We start from the raw sequence: 21,896 nt of genomic DNA, 5'->3' as shown, positions 1-21,896 counted from the left end.
GCGGAGCGCGGTGAGCGCGAGCGTCCATCCCGCGACCGCCGCGCGCGTCAGCGACGCTCGTTCGCGACGAGGATGACGTTCGGGTCCGCCGGGTCGTCACCGATAGACGCGTTCGGGCCGACGTCCCGGACCGCCCACACGAGCATGAGATCCCCTCCGGCGGCCGCGAGGAGCATCGCGCCGAAGAGCGTGACCAGGTAAGAGCGAGTCGCCACGCCGGCGACGAGTGGCGCCAGGCCGAGCGCCACCCCCGGCACGATCGCGACGAACCGGAAGCCCCGCGCGCTCACCGCGCGTGCGCACGCGACATGGGCGACGCCGCGCCGGAGCCGCACCCCGAAGCGGAGCTCGGAAACCCTGGCTCCGGCGGCGAGGAACGCGAGCGCATGGAGCAGCTCGTGCGCCACGAGTCCGGCGACGACCGCCGCGGTGAACGGAAGGCCTCCTCGCTGCGACGGCGCGCCCGAACCGGCGCGCACCGCCGCGGCGACCGCCCAGCCGGCCAGCCCGAGCGCGATCGAGGTCGCGATGACGGCGCGAGACGAGACGCGGCGTCGCTGCGGCCGTGCCGCGCCTTGGAGGATCGCCTTCACGGCACCGGGCGAACGCGCTGGTCTGCGCCGTTGTTCAACGAGTCCAGGGCGCCGAGCAGTGCGGAGACCGGAGCGTCGTCCCCGACGCTGCGGCCGTAGTGTGCGAGGGCGATCCGTCCGGTCGGGTCGAGCACGAACCCCGCCGGCAGTTGCGTCTCCCGGCCCTCGAACCGGCCGTGGCGTTTGCCGGCCATCGTCGCGCGCACCAGCGCGAGCAGCGAGCCGGGAGCGAGATATCCCGCCACGCTCGCCTCGACCCCGAACGCCTCGTACAGGTGCGCCGTCGGGTCCGCTACGGCCGCGAAGCCCGGCTTCCACTCTGCCATGGCCGCCCGGAGGTGCTCCGCGGTCGATTGGAACACCATCCAGACCCCGCACGAACGGGCACGGAACTCGGGCATCGCGCTCGCGATCCGCGCGACCTCGAGCTGGCAGACCGGGCAGCCCGCGTAGCGCGTGAACAGCACCACCGCCGGTGCGCCAGGCCTGCTGCACTCGAGCCGGCCCCCATCGACGCCTTCCAGCGCGACGTCCGGCGCGCGATCGCTGACACGTAGCCTCATCCCGGGTCCCTGGATGGTGCAGGCTGCGGCATCATGATGCGGGGTACCGCTCGGCCGAGCCCCGGTACACCCTCACGCGAGGCTAGCGCATCCAGCGCGCGAAAGGAGCACTGCAGTGGACATCCCACGGATCTTCAACGTCAGCGAGAGCGCGCATCGCATCCACAACCCGTTCACGCCGGAGAAGCTCGCCGCGCTCGGCGCGGCGCTCCGGCTGGAGCCGGGGACGCGGGTGCTCGATCTCGGCAGCGGCTCGGGCGAGATGCTGTGCACGTGGGCGCGCGATCACGGGATCCGCGGCACCGGCATCGACATGAGCCAGCTGTTCACCGAGCAGGCGAGGCGCCGCGCCGCCGAACTGGGAGTCGCCGATCGGGTCGAGTTCATCCACGGCGACGCGGCCGGCCACGTCGCCGGCGAGAAGGTCGGTGTGGCAGCGTGTCTCGGCGCCACCTGGATCGGCGGCGGCGTCGCCGGCACCATCGAGCTCCTGGCCAGGAGCCTCCGCACGGGAGGGACCATCCTCGTCGGCGAGCCGTACTGGCTGAAAATGCCGCCGACCGAGGAGGTCGCCAGGGGATGCCACGCCGCCTCCACCTCGGACTTCCTCCTGCTCCGGGACCTCCTCGCGTCCTTCGGCAACCTCCGCTACGACGTGGTCGAGATGGTGCTGGCCGACCCGGGCAGTTGGGACCGGTACGAGGTAGCGAAGTGGCTCACGATGCGCCGATGGCTCGAGGCGAACGCCGGCGATGACTTCGCGAAGGAGGTCCGGGCCGAACTGACCGTCGCGCCCGAGCGCTACGCGACGTTCACCCGCGAATACCTGGGCTGGGGCGTGTTTGCGCTGATGGCGCGGTGAGGCGGCGGGGCGTGCGAGTGGAGGCGCCGGGAATCGAACCCGGCGTCCTCGCCCTACCCCCCGAACACGTCGTTCACGTAGTCGTGCGCCTCCAGCGCGCCCTTCGGAAGCGCGCCCTTCTCCACCCGCGCGGCGACGTCGGCGCGCTCGAGGTCGAACATGGCGTCGAGCAGGCCGGCGCGGTCCTCGGGGCGGGCGGCGCCGATCACGAACAGCGCGCGGGCGCTGTGCTGAATGTAGCGCGGGGAGAGGAGCTGCCGGTGCAGCAGCTCCATGATGACGGGCGCCTTGGAGCGGTCGAAGCGCGCGGGCTCGCCGCGGCGGTCCTGCTCGGCGAAGAACGCGTCCGTCCACTCACCGTGGAACGTGTACACCTTCTCGAACAGCGCGCGATCGAGGTGCGTCCCGGCCTTCACCGGCTCGGCGGGCTTGCCGAGCACCACGCCGTCCCCGGTGAGCGTGGCGCGGAGCAGGTGGCCGTCCTTCGTGACGGGCGCCTGGTGACGCAGGAGCGCCCACAGCCAGGACACGTTGATGCGGTAGGTGGCGAGGTCGTTCATGAAGCGGAGCTTCAGCTCGTAGTCGTCGATGGCGGCGGCGAAGTTGCCGTTCAGGATCTGGAACCCGTAGTTCGCCGCCATGTAGAACGCGTGCTGGACGTGCTCGATGGTGACGTCGCCCTCGGGCACCCGGTAGATCGCCTCCCAGCGCGCCCGGTCGAGGAGCTTCTCCGGCGCGTCCACGTGCTCGCGCGCCAGCACGAACGGCGTGATGCGCCCGTTCGCGTCCACCAGGCCGCGCGCGTGGAACACGGCCCGCTCGGCGTCTGAGAGCCCGCTCGCCACCGTGGGCACCGGCTTCCCGCCCGCGTCCACCAGCTCCACCGGCGCGTCGAGCAGCTCCTGCAGCGCGCCCACCCGCGCGCGGAGCGGGCCGTTGCCGGCACCCACGTACTCGGGCTCCGGGCTCGCCACCCAGCTCTGCCGGTAGGCGTCGTGGAGCGTGCCGCGGACCTTGCCGGAGAGGATCGCGTCGAGCGTGGGGAGCTCGCCGGGCCGGAGCGGCGCGTCGGGCACGAAGAACAGGCCCAGCAACCGCTCGCGCAGCTTGTCGATCACCATGGCGCGGAGCGCGAGCGGGTTGTAGCGCGCGCGGCCGTAGGGATCGCCGCCCTGGTAGATCATCACCGCGGCCATGCCGCCGATGGGCGCGGCGTGGGTCAGCTCGCCGTCCTTCATGCCGGCCATGAGCATGAGGAGCGCGTTGTAGCGCTGGTAGGCGAGCATCCCGGGCGTCGCCATGCCCACGGTCTGCGGGTCGGGGAAGACGCCCTGCGGATCGTCCTTCCACATCTCGATGAGGCTGCCGAGGTAGTCCCAGCGGCCGACGTTCGTGCCGAGCAGCCGCCGCCGCAGCGTCCAGACGATGGCGGGAAGCTGGCGGCCGGCGTTCCCCTCCTCGTAGAGCATCTTCGCCTTGAGCGTGCCGGCGGGCACGCCGATCATCCCCTCCAGGCGCGACAGCAGCCGCTCCACGATGAGCGCCTCGCGCGGCGTCTGCAGCTTCGGGATGTAGAAGTACGCGCCGCTGCCGACGCGGGTGAGCGGGTCGTAGCCGTTCAGCGTCCAGAGCGTCGCCACCACCACCAGGCCCGGCGCGGGCCGGCCGTCCACGGTGACGTGGTCATAGCGCACGTGCAGGCTGGGCGGGCGCGCCAGGCGCGTGGGCCACTTCGCCTGCGGCGTCGTGATCCGGTAGCTGCGGACCTTCCCCTTCTTCTCGACCTCGTAGGCGCGGTCGGACCAGCGCCCCTCGAAGATATCCTTCGCGTTCTTGAGCGCCGCGAACACGCCCACCGGCTCGCGCGCGGGCGCGCCGTCGGGGCGGAAGTGCGGCGGCGAGGCGTCCTCGAAGTCCGGCATGTTCATCGGCGCCGGGCTGTTGAGCGCGTTGAACGCCATGTCGAGCGGGTGCCAGGGCCCGGTCAGCTCCAGGCCCGGGTTGCGCGACGGGTGGACGTGCTCGGGGATCGGCACCTCGTCGTTGAGCCGCCAGCGCAGCGGGCTCTCCTTGCCGAGGAAGTTGTCGATCATGCCCTGGACGATCTGGCGGAACGTCCAGGCGCTCCCGCCCACGGGATCCTCGAACGCCTCGTTCCAGTGCGGCCACGCGTACTTCGTGGCCACCGGCTCGGGCGAGCGGAGCAGCGCGCCGCGCGCGGTCAGCGCGGCCTCGATGTCCGGCTCGAGCTCGCGGGTGAGCGTCTCGATGGTCGCGTCCACGTCGAGCTCGCGGCCGTTGACGCGCTTGCGGCCGAACAGGTCGGGGAACTGGTCGAGGATGTCCGCGCGGATCATGAGGCCCTCCGGTGGCTGGCACGCGCGCCGGCGGCAGGCGCCGCGCGGCGGGCGTCCAGCTTAGGTGCTCCCGCGCGCGCCGCGGGGCATGCACCTGAGAGGGCTGCGACCGGGAGACTCAGGCAGCCGGCGTGCGCCGCAGCAGGGCGCCACGCGAAGGGGCGGCGCCTCAGGCCACCGCGGTGGGGAGGCGCGGCGTGCGCCGGGGCTGGGGCGCGCGCGGGGCGCGCGGCGGCGCCTTGACGTTCGCGTGGAAGAACGTCTCGACGTCCACGTGGTCGCGCGCGCCGAGCGGCGCGAGCTGCGCCAGCAGCCGACCCGAGGCGCCGAGCAGCGCGGCGTAGGTGGCCCAGCTCGGCTCGGGGGTGTACGCGAGCTCGATCCCCAGCCGGAGCGCCGCGGCGCAGGTGGTGCGCGGCTCGAGGAGCATGTGGACGTCCGGGCGGGCCACGAACGGAAGCAGCGTGAGCACCTGCCAGCGCGACTCGAGCGTGGCCGGGGCGGGCAGGGCCCCCACCGCGGCGGCGAGGCGCTCGAACGCGGCCTGCTCCGGCTTCGGCGCCGCGAGCAGGGCGAACAGCGCCGCGAACAGCTCGCCCGCGGAGGCGGGATCCGAGAGCGCGGCCGCGAAGGCCGGGCGCTCCGCCGCCGGCAGCAGCGGGCGCACGTGGTGCTCGACCTTCACGGCGCGGGCGACGAGCGCGCCCACGTCCCCCGCGGCGAGCAGCCGCTCGCCCTCGCCGCCGCCGAGCTCCTGCTCCCAGGCCTCGTGGGCGCGGCGCCACTTCCAGGCGCGGTCGCGCTTCACCTTCGCGGGCTCCGCGCCGGCCTCGGCGTCGGTCGCATCGGACGAGGCCGCGCGGTAGCGCTCCAGCGCCTCCGCGTGCGTGATGCGGCCGTCCGCGACCTCGTAGCGCCCGGTGTCCGGATCGAGCCGGAACGCGGGGAGCGCGGCGAGCCACGCGTTCGCGCCCGCGGCGGGCGAGAGGAACGGGAGCGCGGTCGGCAGCTTCAGCTTCGCAGCCACGCGGCCGTCGCCGCCCGCGAAGTAGACGTGCACGGCGTCGCGCTCCACCGCCACGACCTTCCCGATCCCCAGCGACGCGTGCTGCACCAGCATCCCCTTCTCGAGGTCCATCGATACGCTCCTTCGTCGGCGCACACGCGATCGCACGAGGCCGCCTCCGCGCGAGGCGCGCGGGTCCCGGTGCAGAAGGTGGCGCGGTGGGCCGCCGCCAGCCGGCGGCGGCGCGGGTCCTCGGCGCGAGGGGCGCCGGGCTGCGCGTTCATTAATATAGTCCGGCGCACGCCCGGACGCCCGGAAGGCGATCGGGGCGGCCGCGCAGGATGACCCGTGGCGCGAAGGAGGGAACTTGAACAAGCAGGCGCGGGAATGGGTCTCGGTCGGGATCACCTGGGTCCAGGACTTCATCTACGTCGCGCTGGGCATCCTGCTGACGCTGGCCTGCGCGGCGCTGCTCTTCCACGGAGGCGTGGACCTGCTCGGCGCGCTGGGCCGCGACCTCGACCTGCAGATCATCGTGCAGCTCCTCGACCGGATCCTGCTCGCGATGATGATCGTCGAGCTCCTCTACACGGTGAAGGTGTCGTTCCGCGACCACCTGCTCGTTCCGGAGCCGTTCCTGCTCGTCGCGCTCATCGCCGCGATCCGGCGCATCCTCGTCATCACCGCGGAATTCGGCGCGCAGTCGCCCACCAGCGACGAGAAGTTCCGGCACGTCATGAGCGAGCTGGGCCTGCTCACCGTGCTCATCCTGGTGCTGGTCGGCTCGGTGGTGATCCTGCGCCGGCGCGACTCCGCCGAGGCGCCGCGCTGAGCCTCACCGGCGCCCGCCGCCCGGACTCGCGGGCGCGGAGGTCACCGGGGTCGCCACGTCGATGCGGTCGAGCCGGTAGTGGCGCGCCTCGCCGGTGTCCACGTCCACGCAGTGCACCAGCGTGGCGTGGCGCTCCATGATCACACCGGCCACCTTCACGGTGCGCTCGCTGGTGCTCTCGTCGGCGCGGCGGTAGCGAACCCGCAGCGCCGTCCCGCCGAACCACGCCTCCTCCACGGCGCGCCGCACGGCCGCCGGCGAGGGCAGGGCCGGCACGCCCACGAACTGCAGTCCGTCGAGCACCTTCAGGAGCTCGCGCTGCGCCGAGGCGGACAGCGCCCCGCGCACCTTGTCGAGCGCCGCCTCCAGCGTCTCGGCGAACGGCAGCAGGCGCATGCGCGCCGCGTAGGCGCCGAGCGCGACGAGCACCGCCGCCTCGCGCGCGCTCAGGTTGATGGGCGGCAGCGCGTAGTGCCGGTCGAGCGCGTAGCCGCCGCCGCGCCCTTGCTCGGCGCGGAGCGGCAGATCGGCCGAGCGGAGCGCGTCGAGGTCCCGGTAGACGGTGCGGAGCGTCACCCCGAAACGTTCGGCGATCTGCGCGGCGGTCACGCCGGTGCGGCGGCCGCGCAGGTACTCGGCGATGGCGAACAGGCGGGCCTGGCGGTCCATCTCGGCTGCCTCTGGCTGCGTCCCCGGCTGGCAGGGCTCCGGGCGGGGAGCGTGCTCGAAACCTGACATAACGCTGACATCGCCCGCAAGCATCTTCCCCTCGCGTCCGGCGGATGCACCGCCGCACCTCCGAGGGAGAGACACATGAGCACCGCGATCAACTGGTTCGAGCTGCCCGCGATCGACTTCGACCGCGCCCGCAGCTTCTACGAGGCCGTCCTGGGGACCGAGCTGAAGGTGGACACCAGCGGCCGGATGCCGATGGCGTTCTTCCCGTACTCGGAGGGGAAGGGCACCGGCGGCGCCATCGTGAAGAGCGAGCACGCACGGCCCGGGACGGACGGCCCCATCGTGTACCTCGATACCCGCGGCTCGCTCGAGCGCTGCCTCCGCCGGGTCGAGGCCGCGGGCGGGAAGGTGATCGTGCCGGTCACCGACATCGGCCCGCACGGCCGCTTCGCGATCCTGATCGACAGCGAGGGGAACCGCGTCGGCCTCCACGAGCCCAGGGCAGCGACGTCCGCCGCGTCCGCGGCCGCGTGAGGCCGTTCCCCGGCGGCCCGTCCACCGCCCCGGCCGCGGTCGCGCGCGGTGGACGGCGCCCGCCCCCCCGAGAACACACGCCGACAGTCAATAGGGTCGTCGTGGACCACGAGGGGCGCGATCGAGGCGAACGCACCCGGAGTCTCAACGGACCCGGAGTCGCATCACACCCAGTCAATTTCCGGAAACCGCATGGTGTCTGCGCAACCCGGGTGCGCGCGTGCGCGCTTCGCGGGCAGCCCCGCACGCAAAATATTCACCTATTCGTTTGTGCATGTCGCAATTCGTGGATAATTGCACCACCCCTATTGACGAAAAGTGACGTTATCCGCCACCCTCTCCGGCGTGACCACTTCGGAGCAGCGGGGAACACCCAGGGTCCCGATCGCCCTCATCGGCGTCGGGTGTGTGCTTCCGGGCGCAGGCAGCGTCGAGGCGTTCTGGGACGCGATGCAGGCCGGGCGCGACGCGTTCGAGCCGCTCGCGGGCGGGGCGTGGGACTGGGAGCGGCTCGGGCTCGGCCGGCTCCCGGCCGCGGCCCAGGTGACCGGGTTCCGGCCCGACTGGCGCGCCTTCCGGATGCCGCCGGCCGACGCCGACGCGATGAACCCCGCGCAACTCCAGGTGCTGGAGGCGGGGCGCCAGGCGCTGGCCGCGGTGAAGGCGCTGCCGCGCGAGCGCACCGGCGTGTGGCTCGGCGCGACGGGCCTCGGCTGGCGGCCGGACACCGGGCTCCGCGTCCGGCTCGACGCGCTCGCGTCGGCGGTGCGCGAGGCCGCCGGCGAGGCGGGCGTGCCCGTCGCGGCGGCCGAGGCGGCGCTCGCGTCGGCGCGCGCCTCGCTGGAGGCCCGGCTGCGGCCGGCCAGCGAGGAGCCGGTGGTGAACTCGGCCGGCAGCATCGCGGCCGGGCGCGTGGGCATGCTGCTCGACCTGCGCGGGCCGCACGCCGCGGTGGACGCCGGCTTCGCCTCGGGGCTGGCCGCGCTCGACGTGGCGGCGCGCGCGCTGCGCGACGGGACGGTGGACTGCGCGCTGTTCGGCGCCGCGAGCGAGCTCCTCTCGCCGGCCGAGCTGGTGGCGCTCTCGCGCATGGGCGTGCTCTCCGCCGGCCGGCCGCGCCCGTTCGACGCCGCCGCCGACGGGACGCTGCCCGGCGAGGGCGCGGTCATGTTCGCCGCCAAGCGGCTCGACGACGCGCTCCGTGACGGCGATCGCATCCTGGCGGTGGTGCTCGGCGTGGCCGGCGCCTGCGACGGCGCCGCGGCCTCGCCGCTCGCGCCGCGCCCGGACGGCCTCGCGCTCGCGATCCGGCGGGCGCACGAGGAGGGCGCGGTCGATCCCGCCACGGTCGGCTTCGTGGAGTGCCACGCCACCGGCACGCCGCGCGGCGACGCGAGCGAGCTCGCCGCGCTCGCGCAGGGCTATCGCGGCGTCCCCGGGCCGGTCGCCATCGGCTCGGCCAAGGCGCAGGTCGGCCACCTGCGCGGCGCGAGCGCCGCGGTGGGCATGCTGCGCACGGTGCTGGCGCTGCAGCACGGGGTGGTCCCGCCGCAGGCCGGGTTCTCCCGCCCGCACCCGGACCTCCGCCTCGAGGAGACCGCGTTCGAGGTGCCGCGCGCGCCCGCGCCGCTCCGGCCGCGCGCCGGCTGCGACGCCGCGCGCGCCGCGGTGAGCGCGGTGTCGCTGGGCGGCCTCGCCTACCACGCGGTGCTGGCGGCCCCTTCGCCCGCGCCCGCGGCCGCCGGGGCGTGGCGCGCACCGGCAGAGGCCGCGCCGCTGGCGGTGATCGGCCTGGGCGCGATGCTCCCCGGCGCCGAGGACGTGCCGGCGTTCTGGCGCGCGCTGCAGGACGGGCGGTCGTCGATCCGCGACGTCCCGGCGAGCCGCTGGGACGCGTCGCGCTATTGCCACCCCGACGCCGCGCGGCTGGAGCGCAGCTACACGCGCCTGGGCGGCTTCACCGACGCGCCCGCGCTCGCCGACGCGCGCTGGCGCATCCCGCCCGCCGCGCGCGAGGCGGTGGACCCGGCGCACCTCCTCGCGCTGCGCGTGGCCGAGGAGGCGGTGGCCGACGCCGGCCTCGAGCGCGGCGCCTGGGATCGCGGCCGCACCGGCGTGTTCCTCGGCTTCATGGCGTGCCAGGGGCGCAAGCTCCTCGCCGAGGTGCGCTTCCACCTGGCGCGCCTCGCCGCCGAGGTGGAGGCCGCGGCGCCGGCCGCCGGGCTCACCGGCGCGCAGGCCAGGGCGCTGCTCGACGCCGCGCGGGCGCGGGTGGAGGGCGAGCTGCCCCCGCTCGCGGAGGACTCGCTGCCCGGGTGGCTCGGCAGCGTCATGGCCGCGCGCATCGCGCGCCGCTTCGACCTGCGCGGCCCGCAGCTCACCGTCGAGTCGGCCTGCGCCTCGACGCTCGCCGCGCTCCAGGCAGCGGTGCAGGCGCTCCGCGACGGCACCTGCGACACGGCGCTGGTGGGCGGCGTGTGGGCCGACATGCAGCCCGAGTTCTACGTGGGCTGCTGCCGCTTCAACGCGCTCTCCGCCACCGGGAGCACGCCGTTCGACGCGCGCGCCGACGGGTTCGTGCCGGGCGAGGGCGCGGGCGTCCTGGTGCTGCGCCGCCTCGCCGACGCCGAGCGCGACGGGCAGCGCGTCCACGCGCTCGTCCGCGCGGTGGGCGCGTCCAGCGACGGCAAGGGCAAGTCGGTGTTCGCGCCGTCGCTGGAAGGCGAGGCGCTCGCCATGCGGCGCGCGCTGGAGGCGGGCGGGATCGATCCCGCGCTGGTGGACTACGTGGAGTGCCACGGCACCGGCACCGCCCTCGGCGACCGGACCGAGGTGGAGGCCTGCGTGCGCGCGTACGGGCGCGGACGGGCCCGGCCGCTCCGCATCGGCTCGGTGAAGTCCAACATCGGCCACCTGCTCGGCGCGGCCGGCGCCCCGGCGCTGCTGAAGGCGGTGCTGGCCGTGCGCGAGGGCCTGCTGCCGCCGTCGCTCGAGGTCGAGCGGCCCAACCCGGCCATCGACTTCGGCGCCGGCCCGGTCGAGGTGGTCACGCGCGCCGAGCGCTGGACCGCGCCCGACGGCGCGCCCCGGCGGGCAGGCGTGTCCGGCTTCGGCCTGGGCGGCACGAACGTGCACGCGCTGGTGGAGGAGTACCGCCCCGCCGCGCCGGCCCGCGTCGCCCCGGTCGTGCAGCCTCCTCCGGTCCAGAAGGCGGCCCCGGCCCCGGCGCTCGCCGCCTCGTCCCTCGCGGCGCGGCCGCTCGCCATCGCCGCCGCGGGCGCGGAGGACGCGGCCGGCTGCGCCGAGGCGCTGGAGCGGCTCGCGAGCGCGCTCCGCGACGCGGGCCCCGAGGACTACCTCGCGGCGCTCCGGGCCTCGCGCCGGGCGGCGGCGGAGGCGCCGTTCCGGGCCGCGGTGGTGGCGGCGGATCCCGCGGCGCTCGCCGCGCGCGCCGCGCACCTCTCCCGCGCGGTGCGCGTCGGGCTCGACCTCGGGCTGCTCCGGGCCCAGGGCGTGCACGCGGCGGATGCGCGGAAACCGGCGCAGGTGGCGGTGACGTTCCCGGGCCAGGGGCCGCAGTACCCGAACATGCTCCGCGACGCGCTCGCCGCGTTCCCGTCGCTGGGCCGGACGCTCGACGACGCCGACCGCGCCTACCAGGCGCTGTGCGGGCGCCCGCTGCGGCCGTCGTTCTTCACCGACCGGCCGGACGCCTACGCGCAGAGCGACGAGGACATCCACTGCGCGGTGTTCGTGGTGAACGTGGCGCTGCACCGGCTGCTCGTGCGCCACGGCCTCGCGCCGCGCGCGCTCATGGGCCAGAGCGCGGGCGAGCTGGCCGCGCTGGTGGCGGCCGGCGCCATGTCGCTCGAGGACGGGCTCGCGGTGGTCCGCGAGCGGACGCTCTCGGTGCTGGCGCTCACCCGCGACGACCCCGGCCAGATGGTCGCGCTCACCTGCGGCGCCGAGCGGGCCGCGCGGTTCACGGCCGGGCTCCCCGGCTACGCCGCGCTCGCCGCCGACAACGGGCCCGGCGCCTGCATCGTCTCCTGCGACCGCCGCGCCATGCCCGAGCTGCTCCGCCGGGCGTCGGACGAGGGCGTCGAGGCGACCGTGCTGGCGGTCTCGCACGGCTACCACTCGCAGCTCATCGCCGCGGCGCAGCCGCGCTACCTGCGCCTGCTCCGCACCATCCCGTTCCGCGCGCCGGAGGTGGAGATCGTCTCCACCGTCACCGGGCGGAGCCTCGCCGAGGTCTCGCCGGAGCGCTTTCCCGAGCACCTCGCCAGCCAGTTCGTCGAGCCGGTGCGGCTCCGGCCGGCGGTGGACGCGCTCCACGCGCGCGGCGTGCGGCTCTTCGTGGAGTGCGGGCCCAAGTGGCCGCTCACCACCTTCGTCGGGCAGATCCTCGGGGATCGCCCGCACGTCGCGCACGCCACGCTCCACCCGAAGGTCGGCGAGGTCGAGCAGCTCCAGCGCGCGCTCGCCTGCCTGTTCGTCCACGGCGCTGGAGTCCTGGAGGAGGACACTGCGATGAGCACCCCGTCCCGCAGCATTCCCGAGATCCGCTCCGCGCCGCAGGGCGCGGGCGCGGCCCCGTCGCCGGAGGCGATGCCGGCCTACGTGGCGACGCTGCTGCGCGGGATCCGCGACCTCATCGACGGCGTGCTCACCGGGACCGTGCCGGAGCAGCCGGCGCTCGCGGCGTCCGTCGCCGTCGCCGCCCCAGCGCCCGCGCCGGTCGCAGCGCCGGCCGGGCAGGAGCCGGTCGCGGTCGCCCAGGCGGTGGCCGCACCCGAGCCCGCTCCCGCACCGGCCACCGCTCCCGTGGCCGCGCCCGCCGCCGAGCCGGTGGCCGCCGCGGCGCCCGCGGTCGGCGCCGACGAGGTCCGACGCGCGCTCGTCGCGGAGTACGCCCGGCGCACCGGCTACCCCGAGGAGATGCTCGACCCCGAGCTGGACCTGGAGGCCGAGCTCGGCATCGACACGGTGAAGCAGGTGGCGGTGCTGGCCGCGGTCCGCGAGCGCCTCGGCGTGCCGCCGGATCCGGCGTTCAAGCTCCGCGACGCGAACACCATCGCGAAGGCGACCGCGTGGCTCGCCAGCCGCGTCCATGTGGCGCCCGTCGTCGCGCCCGTCGCCCCGACCGCTGCCCCGACCGTTGCCCCGCCCCCGCCGAAGGTCGTCGCCGCGCCGGCGCCTGCGGTCTCCTCGGCGCCCCCGCCGCCACCCCCGAACGCGCTCGGCCGCGCCGCCCCTCGCCTCACGCTCGAGGCTGCCCGCGAGCAGGTGGGCGCCGCCATCGTGGAGGAGCTGGTGAAGCGGACGGGCTACCCGGCGGAGATGCTCGACGCCGACCTCGACCTCGAGGCCGAGCTGGGCATCGACACGGTGAAGCAGGTGGCGGTGCTCGCCGCCGCGCGCGAGCGCTTCGGCCTGCCGCCCGATCCCGGCTTCAAGCTCCGCGACGCGAACACCATCCGCAAGGCGGCCGACGCGCTCGCCCGCCGGCTCGCGCCCGCCGATCCGGACGGTCCCGGCGGCGGCCCCCGCCCGCCCGGCGGCGGCGCCCCCCGGCCCACCGCCACGCCGCTCGCCGTGGCCCCGCACGCCGCGGCCGCCGTCGCTACACCGGTGGTGAATGACGCGCGCGGGCCGGCGGTGGCCGCCTCGCGTCGCCTGCTGGAGGCGCTGCTCGGCGCGGCCGGCGAGGGCGTCCGCGAGGTCGCCCACCTGGAGCTGCGCGCCTCCGGCGAGGCGGCGCCGGCGCGCGAGCCGCTCGTCGACGTGGCGCACGCCAGCGACGGCGCGCTCCGGCTGCGCGCCATCCTGGGCGAGAGCGAGGCCGAGGCCACGGTGCGGGTGGGCGCGCCCGGGCCGGCCGCCGCGGCGCCCGCCGAGATCCTGCGCGCCATCGCGCCGGAGCGGCGCGGCCGGGCCGCGAGCGGGGCGGAGCTGCGCGACGCGCTCGCGCCGGTCCTCGGCGCGGCCGACGGCGTGCTCGCCTGGGCGCGCTCCGACGGCTTCATGGTCGCGGCCGGCGGGGCCGACGCGGGCGACGGCGACGAGGTGGAGCGGCTGGCGGCCGCGCTCGCCGCGGCGAGCGAGCTCGCGTCGTTCGCCTGGCTCGGGGTGACCGGGGCGCCGCACGCGGTCTGCTCGGTGGAGAAGGTGCGCGTGCACGCGGCGCCCGCGGCCGGCGACGCGTTCGGGATCCACGTGAAGATGGTCGCGCCGGAGGGCGGGCTGTGGCGCGCCGACGTGACGGTGGTGGCGGGGGACGCGCTGGTGGCCGAGCTGCGCGGCGTGTGCGGCCGAACGGTCGCGACCGGCGCCGCCGCCGGCCCCATCGGCGAGGCGGCCGAGCGCGCCTGGCGGCGCTACAGCCGGCGCGTCCGCGACGGGCGGGCCAGCGAGGGCGTGGCGTGAGCCAGGGCGCCCGCATCGCGGTGGTGGGGATGGGGTGCCGGCTCGCCGGCGCCTCCGGCCTGGACGCGCTCTGGGCGCGGCTCTCGGCGCGCCGGCCGGCGCCGTTCGCGCGCGTGCCGGCGGCGCGCTTCGATCCGGTGGCGTTCGGCCCGGAGGCGGGCGCGCTGCTGGGCGGGCGGGCGCCGCGCGCGGCGCTCCTCGACGACGTGCCGCTCGACTGGCGCGCGCTCCGCGTCCCGCCGCTCCAGGTGGAGCGGCTGCACCTCGCCGAGAAGCTCGCGCTGCAGACCATGGCCGAGGCGCTCGCCGACGCCGGCATGAAGCCCGGCGCCGCGCCGGTGGAGCGCGGACAGATCCGCATCGCGGCCACCACGCTCGGTCCCGACCCGCGCACCGATCCGATGCGGCGCATCCGCCGCAACCGGCTCGCCATCCCCATCGGCGACGCGCTGGCGCGCGAGGCGCCGGACCGCCGCGAGCTGGCGCTCGCCATCCTGGATCGCGTGGTGGACCTGGCCTGCCCGGCCATCGAGCCGGACTCGCTCTTCACCTCGTCGAGCATCGTGGCCGGCCGGGCCGCGAACCTGTTCGACTTCCGCGGCGGCCACGCGGCGGTGGACGTGGGCAGCGCGTCGTCGCTGGCGGCGCTCTCCGAGTCGATCGAGGCGCTCCGGCGCGGCGAGTGCGACGTTGCGGTGGTGTGCGCGGTGTCGCCGCTGGTGACGCCGTCGGTGCTGCTCTCCCTCGCGCACCGCGGCGAGCTGGCCGACGACGTCCCGCGCCCGTTCGACCCCGAGGCGGCGGGCACGCTGCCGGGGGAGGGCGCGGCCGCGCTGGTGCTCCGGCGCGAGGACGACGTCGCCGGCGCGCGGGTGTACGCGCTGGTGGAGCGGCTGGGCGCCGCCGCCGAGCCGGGCGCCCGCGACGCGGGCGCGCTGGCGCGCTGCGTGGAGCGGGCGGCCCGTGCCGCGGTGGAGGGCATCGGGCCGGCCGAGGTGGACGCGGTGGTCTCGCGCGCCGCCGGCCTCGCCAGCGACGCCGGCGAGGCGGCCGGGCTCGCCGCCGCCTACCGTGCGCGGAAGGCCCCCGTGCCCACCGGCTCGTGCGTGCCCTCGACCGGCTTCCTCCAGGGCGCCACCGGGATGGTGGCGCTCGTGGAGGCCGCGCTCGCGCTGCACCGGGGCGCCTGGCCCGCGTCCGCGCCGGCGCCCGCGACCGCCGGGGCGCCGCGCCGCATCGGCGTGAGCGACGGCGGCCCCGAGCCGGTCGCCTACCACGCGGTGCTGGCCGCGCCGGGCGCGCCCCGGCCGGCCGCCCCGGCGCCGCGCCCGCGGCCCCGGCGCGACGAGCAGGGCTACGCCGTCGTGGGCGTGGGCCTGGTGGTCCCGGGCGCGAACGACGTGGACACCTACTGGCGCAACGTGCTCGACCACGCCGACCCGGTGCTCGACCTGCCGCGCTCGCGCTTCGACGTGGACGCGCTGGTGGGCGCGAACGCCGAGCTGGCGCACGCGTTCCGCACCCGGCTCGCCGCCCCGGTGTCGCCGCCGCCGTTCCAGCCCGAGCGCTACGGGATCGATCCCGCGGAGGCGCCGGCGCTCGACGGCGCGGTGCCCATCTCGCTGCTCGCCGCGGAGCAGGCGCTCGCCGATGCGGGCTGGGAGGCCGCCCGCGCGCGCGGCCTGCGCGGCCAGGCGGTGTTCGGGCAGCTCTCGCTCCGCGCCCGCGAGGCGGCGGTCGAGACCCGCGTCGCGTTCGGGAACACGCTCGCGCTCGCCGAGGACGCGATGCGCGAGGCGGGGCTCGACGAGCCCTGCATCGCCGGGGTGGTGGCCCGCGCCCGCGCCGTGTTCGACGCGCGCGGCGAGGCGCGCTGGCCCCAGGCGCTCGCCGCCACCTCCGGTTACGCGCTCACCGCGCGGGTGGCCGCCGCCTTCGGGCTCGGCGGCATCCCGCTCACGGTGGACGCGGCCTGCGCCTCCTCGCTCGCGGCGGTGGCGGCCGCCTGCGAGGCGCTGGCGCGCGGGGAGGTCGACGTCGCGCTGGCCGGCGGCGTCGCCTACAACCTGGTGCCCGAGTACTACGTGGCGCTCGGGCTGCTCGGCGCGCTGTCGCCGCGCGGCGGCCTGCCGTTCCACGTGGACGCCGAGGGCTTCGTGCCGGCGGAGGGGGCCGGCGCGGTGGCGCTGAAGCGCCTCGCCGACGCCCGGGCCGACGGCGACCGCATCTACGCGGTGGTCCGCGGCCACGGGATCTCCAGCGACGGTCGCGGGCTGTCGATCTACTCGCCCAGCACGAGCGGCCAGCAGCTCGCGCTGCGCCGGGCGCTCGCCCATGCGCGGGTGCGGCCCGAGACGGTGGACCTGCTCGAGTCGCACGGCCCCGCCACCCGCCTCGGCGACCGCACCGAGGTCGCCACCTACGCCGCGGTGTACGGCGGTCTGCCGCGCGCGACCCCGCTCGTGCTCTCCGCCTCCAAGTCGCAGGTCGGCCACACCACCAGCGCGGCCGGGCTCATCGCGCTGGTGCGCGCCTGCCTGGCGCTGCACCGCCGCGTGCTGCCGCCCTCCAACGCCACCCGCGATCTCGACGCCGAGCTGCGCCTCGAGGCCATCCCGGCGGAGCTCGCCACCGAGGCCCGCCCCTGGCCCGTCGCCGGCCACCCGCGCCGCGCGGCGGTGAGCACGTTCGGCATGGCCGGGGTGAACCACCACGTGATCCTGGAGGAGGCGGCGCCCTCCGCTGCCGCGGCGGGGCCCGTGGTGATCCCGCCCGGCGACGGCCTCGCCGCCGACCGGCTGGTGCCCGAGGCCGTGCCGGTGGCGCTCCCGGCGCGGTCCCCGCGCCTACCGCTCGCGGGCCGGCGCGCGCTGGTGGTCGGCGCGGCCGGCGGCGCGGCGGAGGTCGTGGCGGAGGCGCTGCGGTCCCGCGGCGCCGAGGCCCTGTCCTCGACCCCGGAGGCGGTGGACGCCGCGGTCGCGTCGCTCGGCGCGCCCGAGGTGCTGGTGGACCTCACCGCGTTCGGCGCGCCGGCGCGGCTCGACCTCTCCCTGGACGGCGGCGCGATCGCCGGCGCGGCCCGCGCGGCCGCCGAGACGTCCTATGCGCTGGTGCGCCGGATCTACGACGCGCTCCTCGCCTCCACCCCGGCGCGGCCCGGCGCGTACGTGGCCGTGACCTCGCTGGGCGGCACGCTCGGCCTGGGCGCGCCGGCCGCGGATCCCTCGGGCGCGTTCCAGCACGGCCTCGCGCTGGCGCTGAAGCAGGAGGTGCCAGGGGCGCTGGTGAAGGCGCTCGACTTCGCACCAGCGGTGGACGCCGCCGACCTGGCGCGCGCGCTCGTCGCCGAGCTGGAGGACGGGAACGAGCGCGTGCAGGTGGGCTTCGCCGCCGGCCGCCGGACGGTGGTGGCGCTGCGACAGGCGGCGCTCGACGCCGGGGCGCCGGTGCGGCGCGAGATCGGCCCGGGCGACGTCCTCCTCTTCTCCGGCGGCGGGCGCGGCGTGGTGTTCGAGTGCGCCTGCGCCGTCGCGCGGCTCGGGGCGAAGGTGGTCGTCACCGGCCGCACGCCGCCCCCGGATCCGGCGCTCCCGCACCTCGCCCTGGACGACCGCGCCTTCGCCGAGCTCCGGCGACGCGAGATCGTCCGCCGCCGCGGCGAGCCCGGGCTCACCCCGGTCCGCTTCGCGCGCGAGATGGACGCGCTGGCGCGGGATCGCGAGCTGCACCGCAACCTGGAGCGCACGCGCAAGGAGGGGCTCGCGCTCGAGTACGCGGTGTGCGACGTGACCGACCCGGCCTCGGTGCGGGCGGTGGTCGACGACGTCCGCGCACGGCTCGGCCCCATCACCGTCCTGGGCCACGGGGCCATGGTGGAGCGGTCCGCCAGCGTGCCCGGCAAGACCGCCGCGGACGTCGCGCGGGTGCTCGACTCCAAGGTGGCCGGCCTCCTGCATCTCCTCGACGCGACGCGCGCCGACCCGCTCCGCGCGGTGGTGGCGTTCGGCTCCGGGGTGGCGCGCTTCGGCAACCGCGGGCAGACCGACTACGCCGGCGCGAACGCGCTCGTGGCCGCGCTGCTGCCGGCGTGGATGGCGCGGCGCGGGCGGGCGGTCCACTGCGTCACCATCGACTGGCCGGCCTGGCGCGAGATCGGCTGGGCGGCCTCGAACCCGGACATCGCCGCCGGGCTCGACGCCATGGGCGTCACCTCCATCTCGCCCGAGGAGGGGCGCTACTGGTTCGTCTCCGAGCTGCGCTCGGGCGACGCGCCGGAGACGCTGCTCGCCTCCGAGCGCATGCTGCACGCCTGGCCGTTCCTGGGCGCGTCCGCCGACGGCGCGCGCCCGGTGGCGCTGCTCGACGACGGCGGGGTGCCGCTGGTGCGCAGCGCCTCGCCGCTGGTGGACGCGGCCGAGCCGCGTCCGGGCGGCGGCCTCGTGGCGCGGGCGCGGCTCCGGGCCGACGCGCCGTTCCTGGCGCAGCACCGGGTGGACGGCCGGCCCATCCTCCCGGGCGCGTTCGCGCTGGAGCTGCTCGCGGAGGCGGCGGCGCTGGGGCGGCCCGGCGAGCGCGTCGCGGAGGTGACCGGCTTCCGCATCGAGGCGCCGGTGGCGCTCGCGCGCGCCGCGCTCGACGTGCGCGCGGTGGTCGAGCCCGGGGAGGGCGGCGTCCTCGCGGTGCGGCTCGTCTCGAGCCTGCCCATCGCGCTGCCCGCCGGGAACGAGCGCGTCCACGCGCGCGCGGTGGTGCGCCTCGAGGCGGCGGCGCCGGCCTCGCCGCGGCACGCGCTGCCGGACAGCGACGGGCTGGTGCGGGCCCGCTCGTTCTACCGGCTGTCTCGCGATCCGGTGGAGCTCGGCCCGCTGTTCTGCCGCGTGCGCTGGCTGGAGCTGCTGGGCGGCGCGGCGCGGGCGACGGTGGAGCCGGCCGACCTGCGCGCGGCGATCCCGGGCGTGCGCGCGCCGGCGTTCCGGGTCGACCCGCTGCTGCTCGACGCCGCGTTCCAGGTGGCGGGCAGCCTGGAGGGCTACGGCGAGGGGTGGGTGTGCGTGCCCATCGCCGTCGAGCGGCTCCGCGCCGGGCGCGCGCTCCGCGCCGGCGAGCGGGCCCGGGTCGAGGCGCGCCGGACCGCGGAGGACGCACCGCGCGTGTTCTACGACCTCGTGGTCGCGGGCGAGGACGGCGAGGAGCTGCTCGAGGTGACCGGGCTGGAGCTCCGCCGCATCGCCGCGGTCGAGGTCGCCGCATGACCGCGGCCGCGGGGGACGGCGCGCCGGTGATCGCCTTCCGCCCGGTGGCCGGGGCGGAGGCGGCGCTGGCGGGGCTCCCCGCGGCGGAGCGCGCACTGCTCCCGCCGGCGGCCACCGCGCGGCGCCGGTTCGAGTTCGCGGCCGGGCGCGCCGCGGCGCGGGCCGCCGTGGACCGGCTGCTGCGGGCGCCGGGCGCGTGCGCGGCGGTGCTGCGCGACGCCGGGGCCGGGACGGCGCAGCCGGTGGCGCTCGACGCCCGCGGCGCGCGCCTCCCGGCGTACGTCTCGATCACGCACACCGAGGGCGTGGCGGCCGCGGCGGCGTTCGGCGCGCCGGTGGGGCTCGACCTGGTGCGGGTGGAGGCGCTCGACGGCGCGTTCCGCCGCGAGGCGTTCTGGCCGGAGGAGCTGCGCGCGTTCGAGCGGGCGCTGGGCGAGCCGCGCGCCGGCTTCGCCGCGTGCGCCGCGTTCGGCGCGAAGGAGGCGGTGGTGAAGTGGCTCGGGACCGGGCTCACCGTCCCGCTGCGCGCGGTGCGCCTCTCCATCGGCCCGCCCGCGCCGCCGGAGCGGCTGGGCGGGCTGCGCGCGCGCCGGTTCGCGCTGGCGCTGGAGGGCCCGGTCCGCGCCGCGCTCCGGGCGTGGATCGGGGCGGCCGGGCCCTACCTGCTGGTGGCGGTGACCTCGGACGCGCCCGTCGATCCGCTCAGAAGCGCCTGAACTCCTTCTCCACCGTCCCATCCGGCTTGCCGTTCGCCCGGCCCGGCGCACCCGGGGCCCGCGCGGCGGCGGCCATCGGCGCGGGCGGCGGCAGCCGCGGCGCGGCCAGGGCCGGGCGCGGGCGGGCCGGGGCGTGGGCCTCGCGCACCCGGAAGAACGCCACCAGCTGCTGGAGCGCCTCGGCCTGCGAGGACATCTCCTCGGCGGTGGACGACAGCTCCTCGGCGGCGGAGGCGTTCCGCTGCGTGACCTGGTCCACCACGCCCATCGCCTTCGTGACCTGGCGGACGCCGGTGGACTGCTCGCGCGAGGCCGCCGCCACCTCCTGCACCAGGTCGGAGGTCTTGCGGATGGCCGGCACCAGCTCGGCGATGAGCGCGCCGGAGCGCTCGGCGACCTCCACCGACGAGCCGGCCAGCGCGCCGATCTCCCCGGCGGACTTCTGCGCCCGCTCCGCCAGCTTGCGGACCTCGGTGGCGACCACCGCGAACCCGCGACCGTGCTCGCCGGCGCGCGCCGCCTCGATGGCCGCGTTCAGCGCGAGCAGGTTCGTCTGGTAGGCGATCTCCTCGATGATGGAGATCTTCTCGGCGATGGTGCGCATCGCCTCCACGCTGCGCTGCACCGCCTCGCCGCTCTCCTGCGCGTTGCGGGCGCCCTCCAGGGCCATCGTCTCGGTCTGCCGGCTGTTCTCGGCGTTCTGCGTGATCGACGCGCTCATCTCCTCCAGCGAGGAGGTGGTCTCCTCCACCGACGCGGCCTGCTCGCCGGTGCCCTGCGACACGTTCTGCGCCGTGGCGGAGAGCTGCTGCGAGGCCGAGGTGAGCGCGTCGGTGCTCCCGCGCACCTCGCCGATGACCTCGGCCAGCTTCTCGGTCATGGCCTGCATCGCCTGCTCGAGCTGACCGATCTCGTCGCGGCCGGTCACCTCGACCTCCTCGCGCAGGTCGCCGCGCGCGATGCGCTCGGCGTGGACCACCGTCGCGCGCAGCGGGACGGTGATGCTGCGGGTGAGCGTCACGCTCGCGAGGATCACGAGCGTGCCGGCGAGCGTCAGGCCCGCGTAGATCCAGAGCCGCACCACGGCCGCGTCGGCCTGGGCGGCGGCGGCCGCCTCCCGCACGCGCTCGGTCTCGAGCCCCGCCAGGCGCTGCCAGGCGCCCTGCAGGTCCGCGCGCGCCGAGATCACCTGCTGCAGGTCGGTCGCGCGCACCGGGTCGTCCGGCTGGCCCAGCGAGCGCCGGGCGCGCGTCGCCGCGTCCCGGAGCCGGGCGCCGGCGGCCTCCGCCTGGCCGAGCAGCCCGCGCTCCTCCGCGTCGAGCGACATCGCCCCGAGCGCGCGCGCCGCGGCCGCGTCCTCGTCGAGGAGGCGGTCGAGGTGCGAGAGCGGCGCCGCCCGGCGCGCGTCGTCGGGGGCCGCGGTCGCCTCCGCGAGCAGGCCGCCGGCGTCACCGGTGGCGAGCGCGGCGCGCTGGGCGAGGACGTCGCGATCGAGCGCGGCGGCCGAGACCGCCGCCACGCGATCGGTCACCCGGGCGAGGGCGTACAGCAGCGCGACCGCCACGAAGACCGCGATGACCATGTACAGGCTGAAGCTCGCCGTGAGGCGCGTGGCGATCTTCGCGTTGCGAAGTGTCGACATCTGATGATCTCCCACCCTCTGCGCCGCGCGGGGGCGGCGGCGCCGGACGACTCGGACCGACCGTTCAGGTGACGCCGGGTGCAATCGGCGCGCCCCCGACCCGTGGGACGCGGCATGCCCGCGCGGCGGGCACGTCGCCGGCGCGTTGCTTGACCCGGATCACCGGCGCACGTCCCCCGCCGGCGCGGCTGCGCGCAGGGCACCTCGCGCGGGTCCTCGCCCCGCGGCGGCCTGTGCGAGCCGCGCGGAGGCGAGGCGACCTCGCGGCACATCGGAGCATCCCGATTTCGGGGGTCCTCGCGGTTGACCCTGGGTCCGCGGCGCCGTCACCCGGAAGCCGGGGAGTCACCGCGGACCGGAAAGACCCCCAGTGACGGTCGTTTACGCTGGGTGACACGCACCCTGCGCGAACCCGGGACCGGCCCGGGGCAA

General features: G+C 76.9%; 12 protein-coding genes. 6 read left to right on the top strand and 6 right to left on the bottom strand.

What is annotated here, in order from left to right:
• Positions 1–47 precede the first annotated feature (47 nt).
• Both A2CP1_RS20395 and A2CP1_RS22850 read right to left on the bottom strand, forming a co-directional pair.
• A complete protein-coding gene (locus A2CP1_RS20395) occupies positions 48–593 on the bottom strand; it encodes a DUF3267 domain-containing protein (RefSeq protein ID WP_015935095.1) in 546 nt (181 codons plus the stop codon).
• Entirely contained in the window at positions 590–1,156 is a 567-nt protein-coding gene (locus A2CP1_RS22850) for a peroxiredoxin-like family protein (RefSeq protein ID WP_015935094.1), read from the bottom strand. Before A2CP1_RS22850 ends, A2CP1_RS20395 begins: the two co-directional genes overlap by 4 nt.
• 115 nt (positions 1,157–1,271) lie before the next feature.
• Between A2CP1_RS22850 and A2CP1_RS20385 the strand changes: the two genes are divergently transcribed.
• A complete protein-coding gene (locus tag A2CP1_RS20385; RefSeq protein WP_015935093.1) occupies positions 1,272–2,018 on the top strand; it encodes an SAM-dependent methyltransferase in 747 nt (248 codons plus the stop codon).
• Positions 2,019–2,071: 53 nt separating this feature from the next.
• On the opposite strand, the gene A2CP1_RS20380 is transcribed toward A2CP1_RS20385, so the two are convergent.
• A complete protein-coding gene (locus A2CP1_RS20380; protein ID WP_015935092.1) occupies positions 2,072–4,375 on the bottom strand; it encodes an aldolase/citrate lyase/malate synthase family protein in 2,304 nt (767 codons plus the stop codon).
• Between the two features lie 169 nt (positions 4,376–4,544).
• Positions 4,545–5,513 (bottom strand): hypothetical protein, encoded by a 969-nt coding sequence (locus tag A2CP1_RS20375; RefSeq protein WP_015935091.1) that lies wholly within the window; start codon positions 5,511–5,513, stop codon positions 4,545–4,547.
• Between the two features lie 235 nt (positions 5,514–5,748).
• Here A2CP1_RS20375 and A2CP1_RS20370 point away from each other — a divergent pair, with 235 nt between their 5' ends.
• Complete coding sequence (locus A2CP1_RS20370; RefSeq protein WP_015935090.1) at positions 5,749–6,213, top strand: phosphate-starvation-inducible PsiE family protein; 465 nt, start codon at positions 5,749–5,751, stop codon at positions 6,211–6,213.
• Between the two features lie 3 nt (positions 6,214–6,216).
• On the opposite strand, the gene A2CP1_RS20365 is transcribed toward A2CP1_RS20370, so the two are convergent.
• A complete protein-coding gene (locus tag A2CP1_RS20365) occupies positions 6,217–6,882 on the bottom strand; it encodes a helix-turn-helix transcriptional regulator (protein ID WP_015935089.1) in 666 nt (221 codons plus the stop codon).
• Positions 6,883–7,026: 144 nt separating this feature from the next.
• Between A2CP1_RS20365 and A2CP1_RS20360 the strand changes: the two genes are divergently transcribed.
• From A2CP1_RS20360 to A2CP1_RS20345, 4 genes are all read left to right on the top strand, one after another.
• Positions 7,027–7,425, top strand: coding sequence for a VOC family protein (locus tag A2CP1_RS20360; RefSeq protein WP_015935088.1), 399 nt, complete (start codon positions 7,027–7,029; stop codon positions 7,423–7,425).
• A gap of 318 nt (positions 7,426–7,743) precedes the next feature.
• The gene (locus A2CP1_RS20355) at positions 7,744–13,854 is read left to right on the top strand and encodes a type I polyketide synthase (protein ID WP_015935087.1); all 6,111 of its coding nucleotides are present in this window, start codon (positions 7,744–7,746) and stop codon (positions 13,852–13,854) included.
• Positions 13,851–19,106: an SDR family NAD(P)-dependent oxidoreductase gene (locus A2CP1_RS20350; protein ID WP_015935086.1), complete on the top strand. Its 5,256-nt coding sequence runs from the start codon at positions 13,851–13,853 to the stop codon at positions 19,104–19,106. The genes A2CP1_RS20355 and A2CP1_RS20350 overlap by 4 nt, the downstream gene beginning before the upstream one ends.
• Positions 19,103–19,822 carry a 4'-phosphopantetheinyl transferase superfamily protein gene (locus A2CP1_RS20345; protein WP_015935085.1) on the top strand — a complete coding sequence of 240 codons (720 nt, stop codon included), beginning with the start codon at positions 19,103–19,105 and terminating at the stop codon, positions 19,820–19,822. Before A2CP1_RS20350 ends, A2CP1_RS20345 begins: the two co-directional genes overlap by 4 nt.
• Here the strand turns inward: A2CP1_RS20345 and A2CP1_RS20340 are convergent.
• Positions 19,809–21,464 (bottom strand): methyl-accepting chemotaxis protein, encoded by a 1,656-nt coding sequence (locus tag A2CP1_RS20340; RefSeq protein WP_015935084.1) that lies wholly within the window; start codon positions 21,462–21,464, stop codon positions 19,809–19,811. The two genes, A2CP1_RS20345 and A2CP1_RS20340, sit on opposite strands and share 14 nt — an antisense overlap.
• Between the last annotated feature and the right edge of the window lie 432 nt (positions 21,465–21,896).

This window comes from Anaeromyxobacter dehalogenans 2CP-1, from assembly GCF_000022145.1.
In the GTDB taxonomy this organism is placed as follows: Bacteria; Myxococcota; Myxococcia; order Myxococcales; family Anaeromyxobacteraceae; genus Anaeromyxobacter; species Anaeromyxobacter dehalogenans.
Note: the sequence above shows the minus strand (reverse complement) of the source record. Positions and strands in the feature narration are given on the sequence as shown.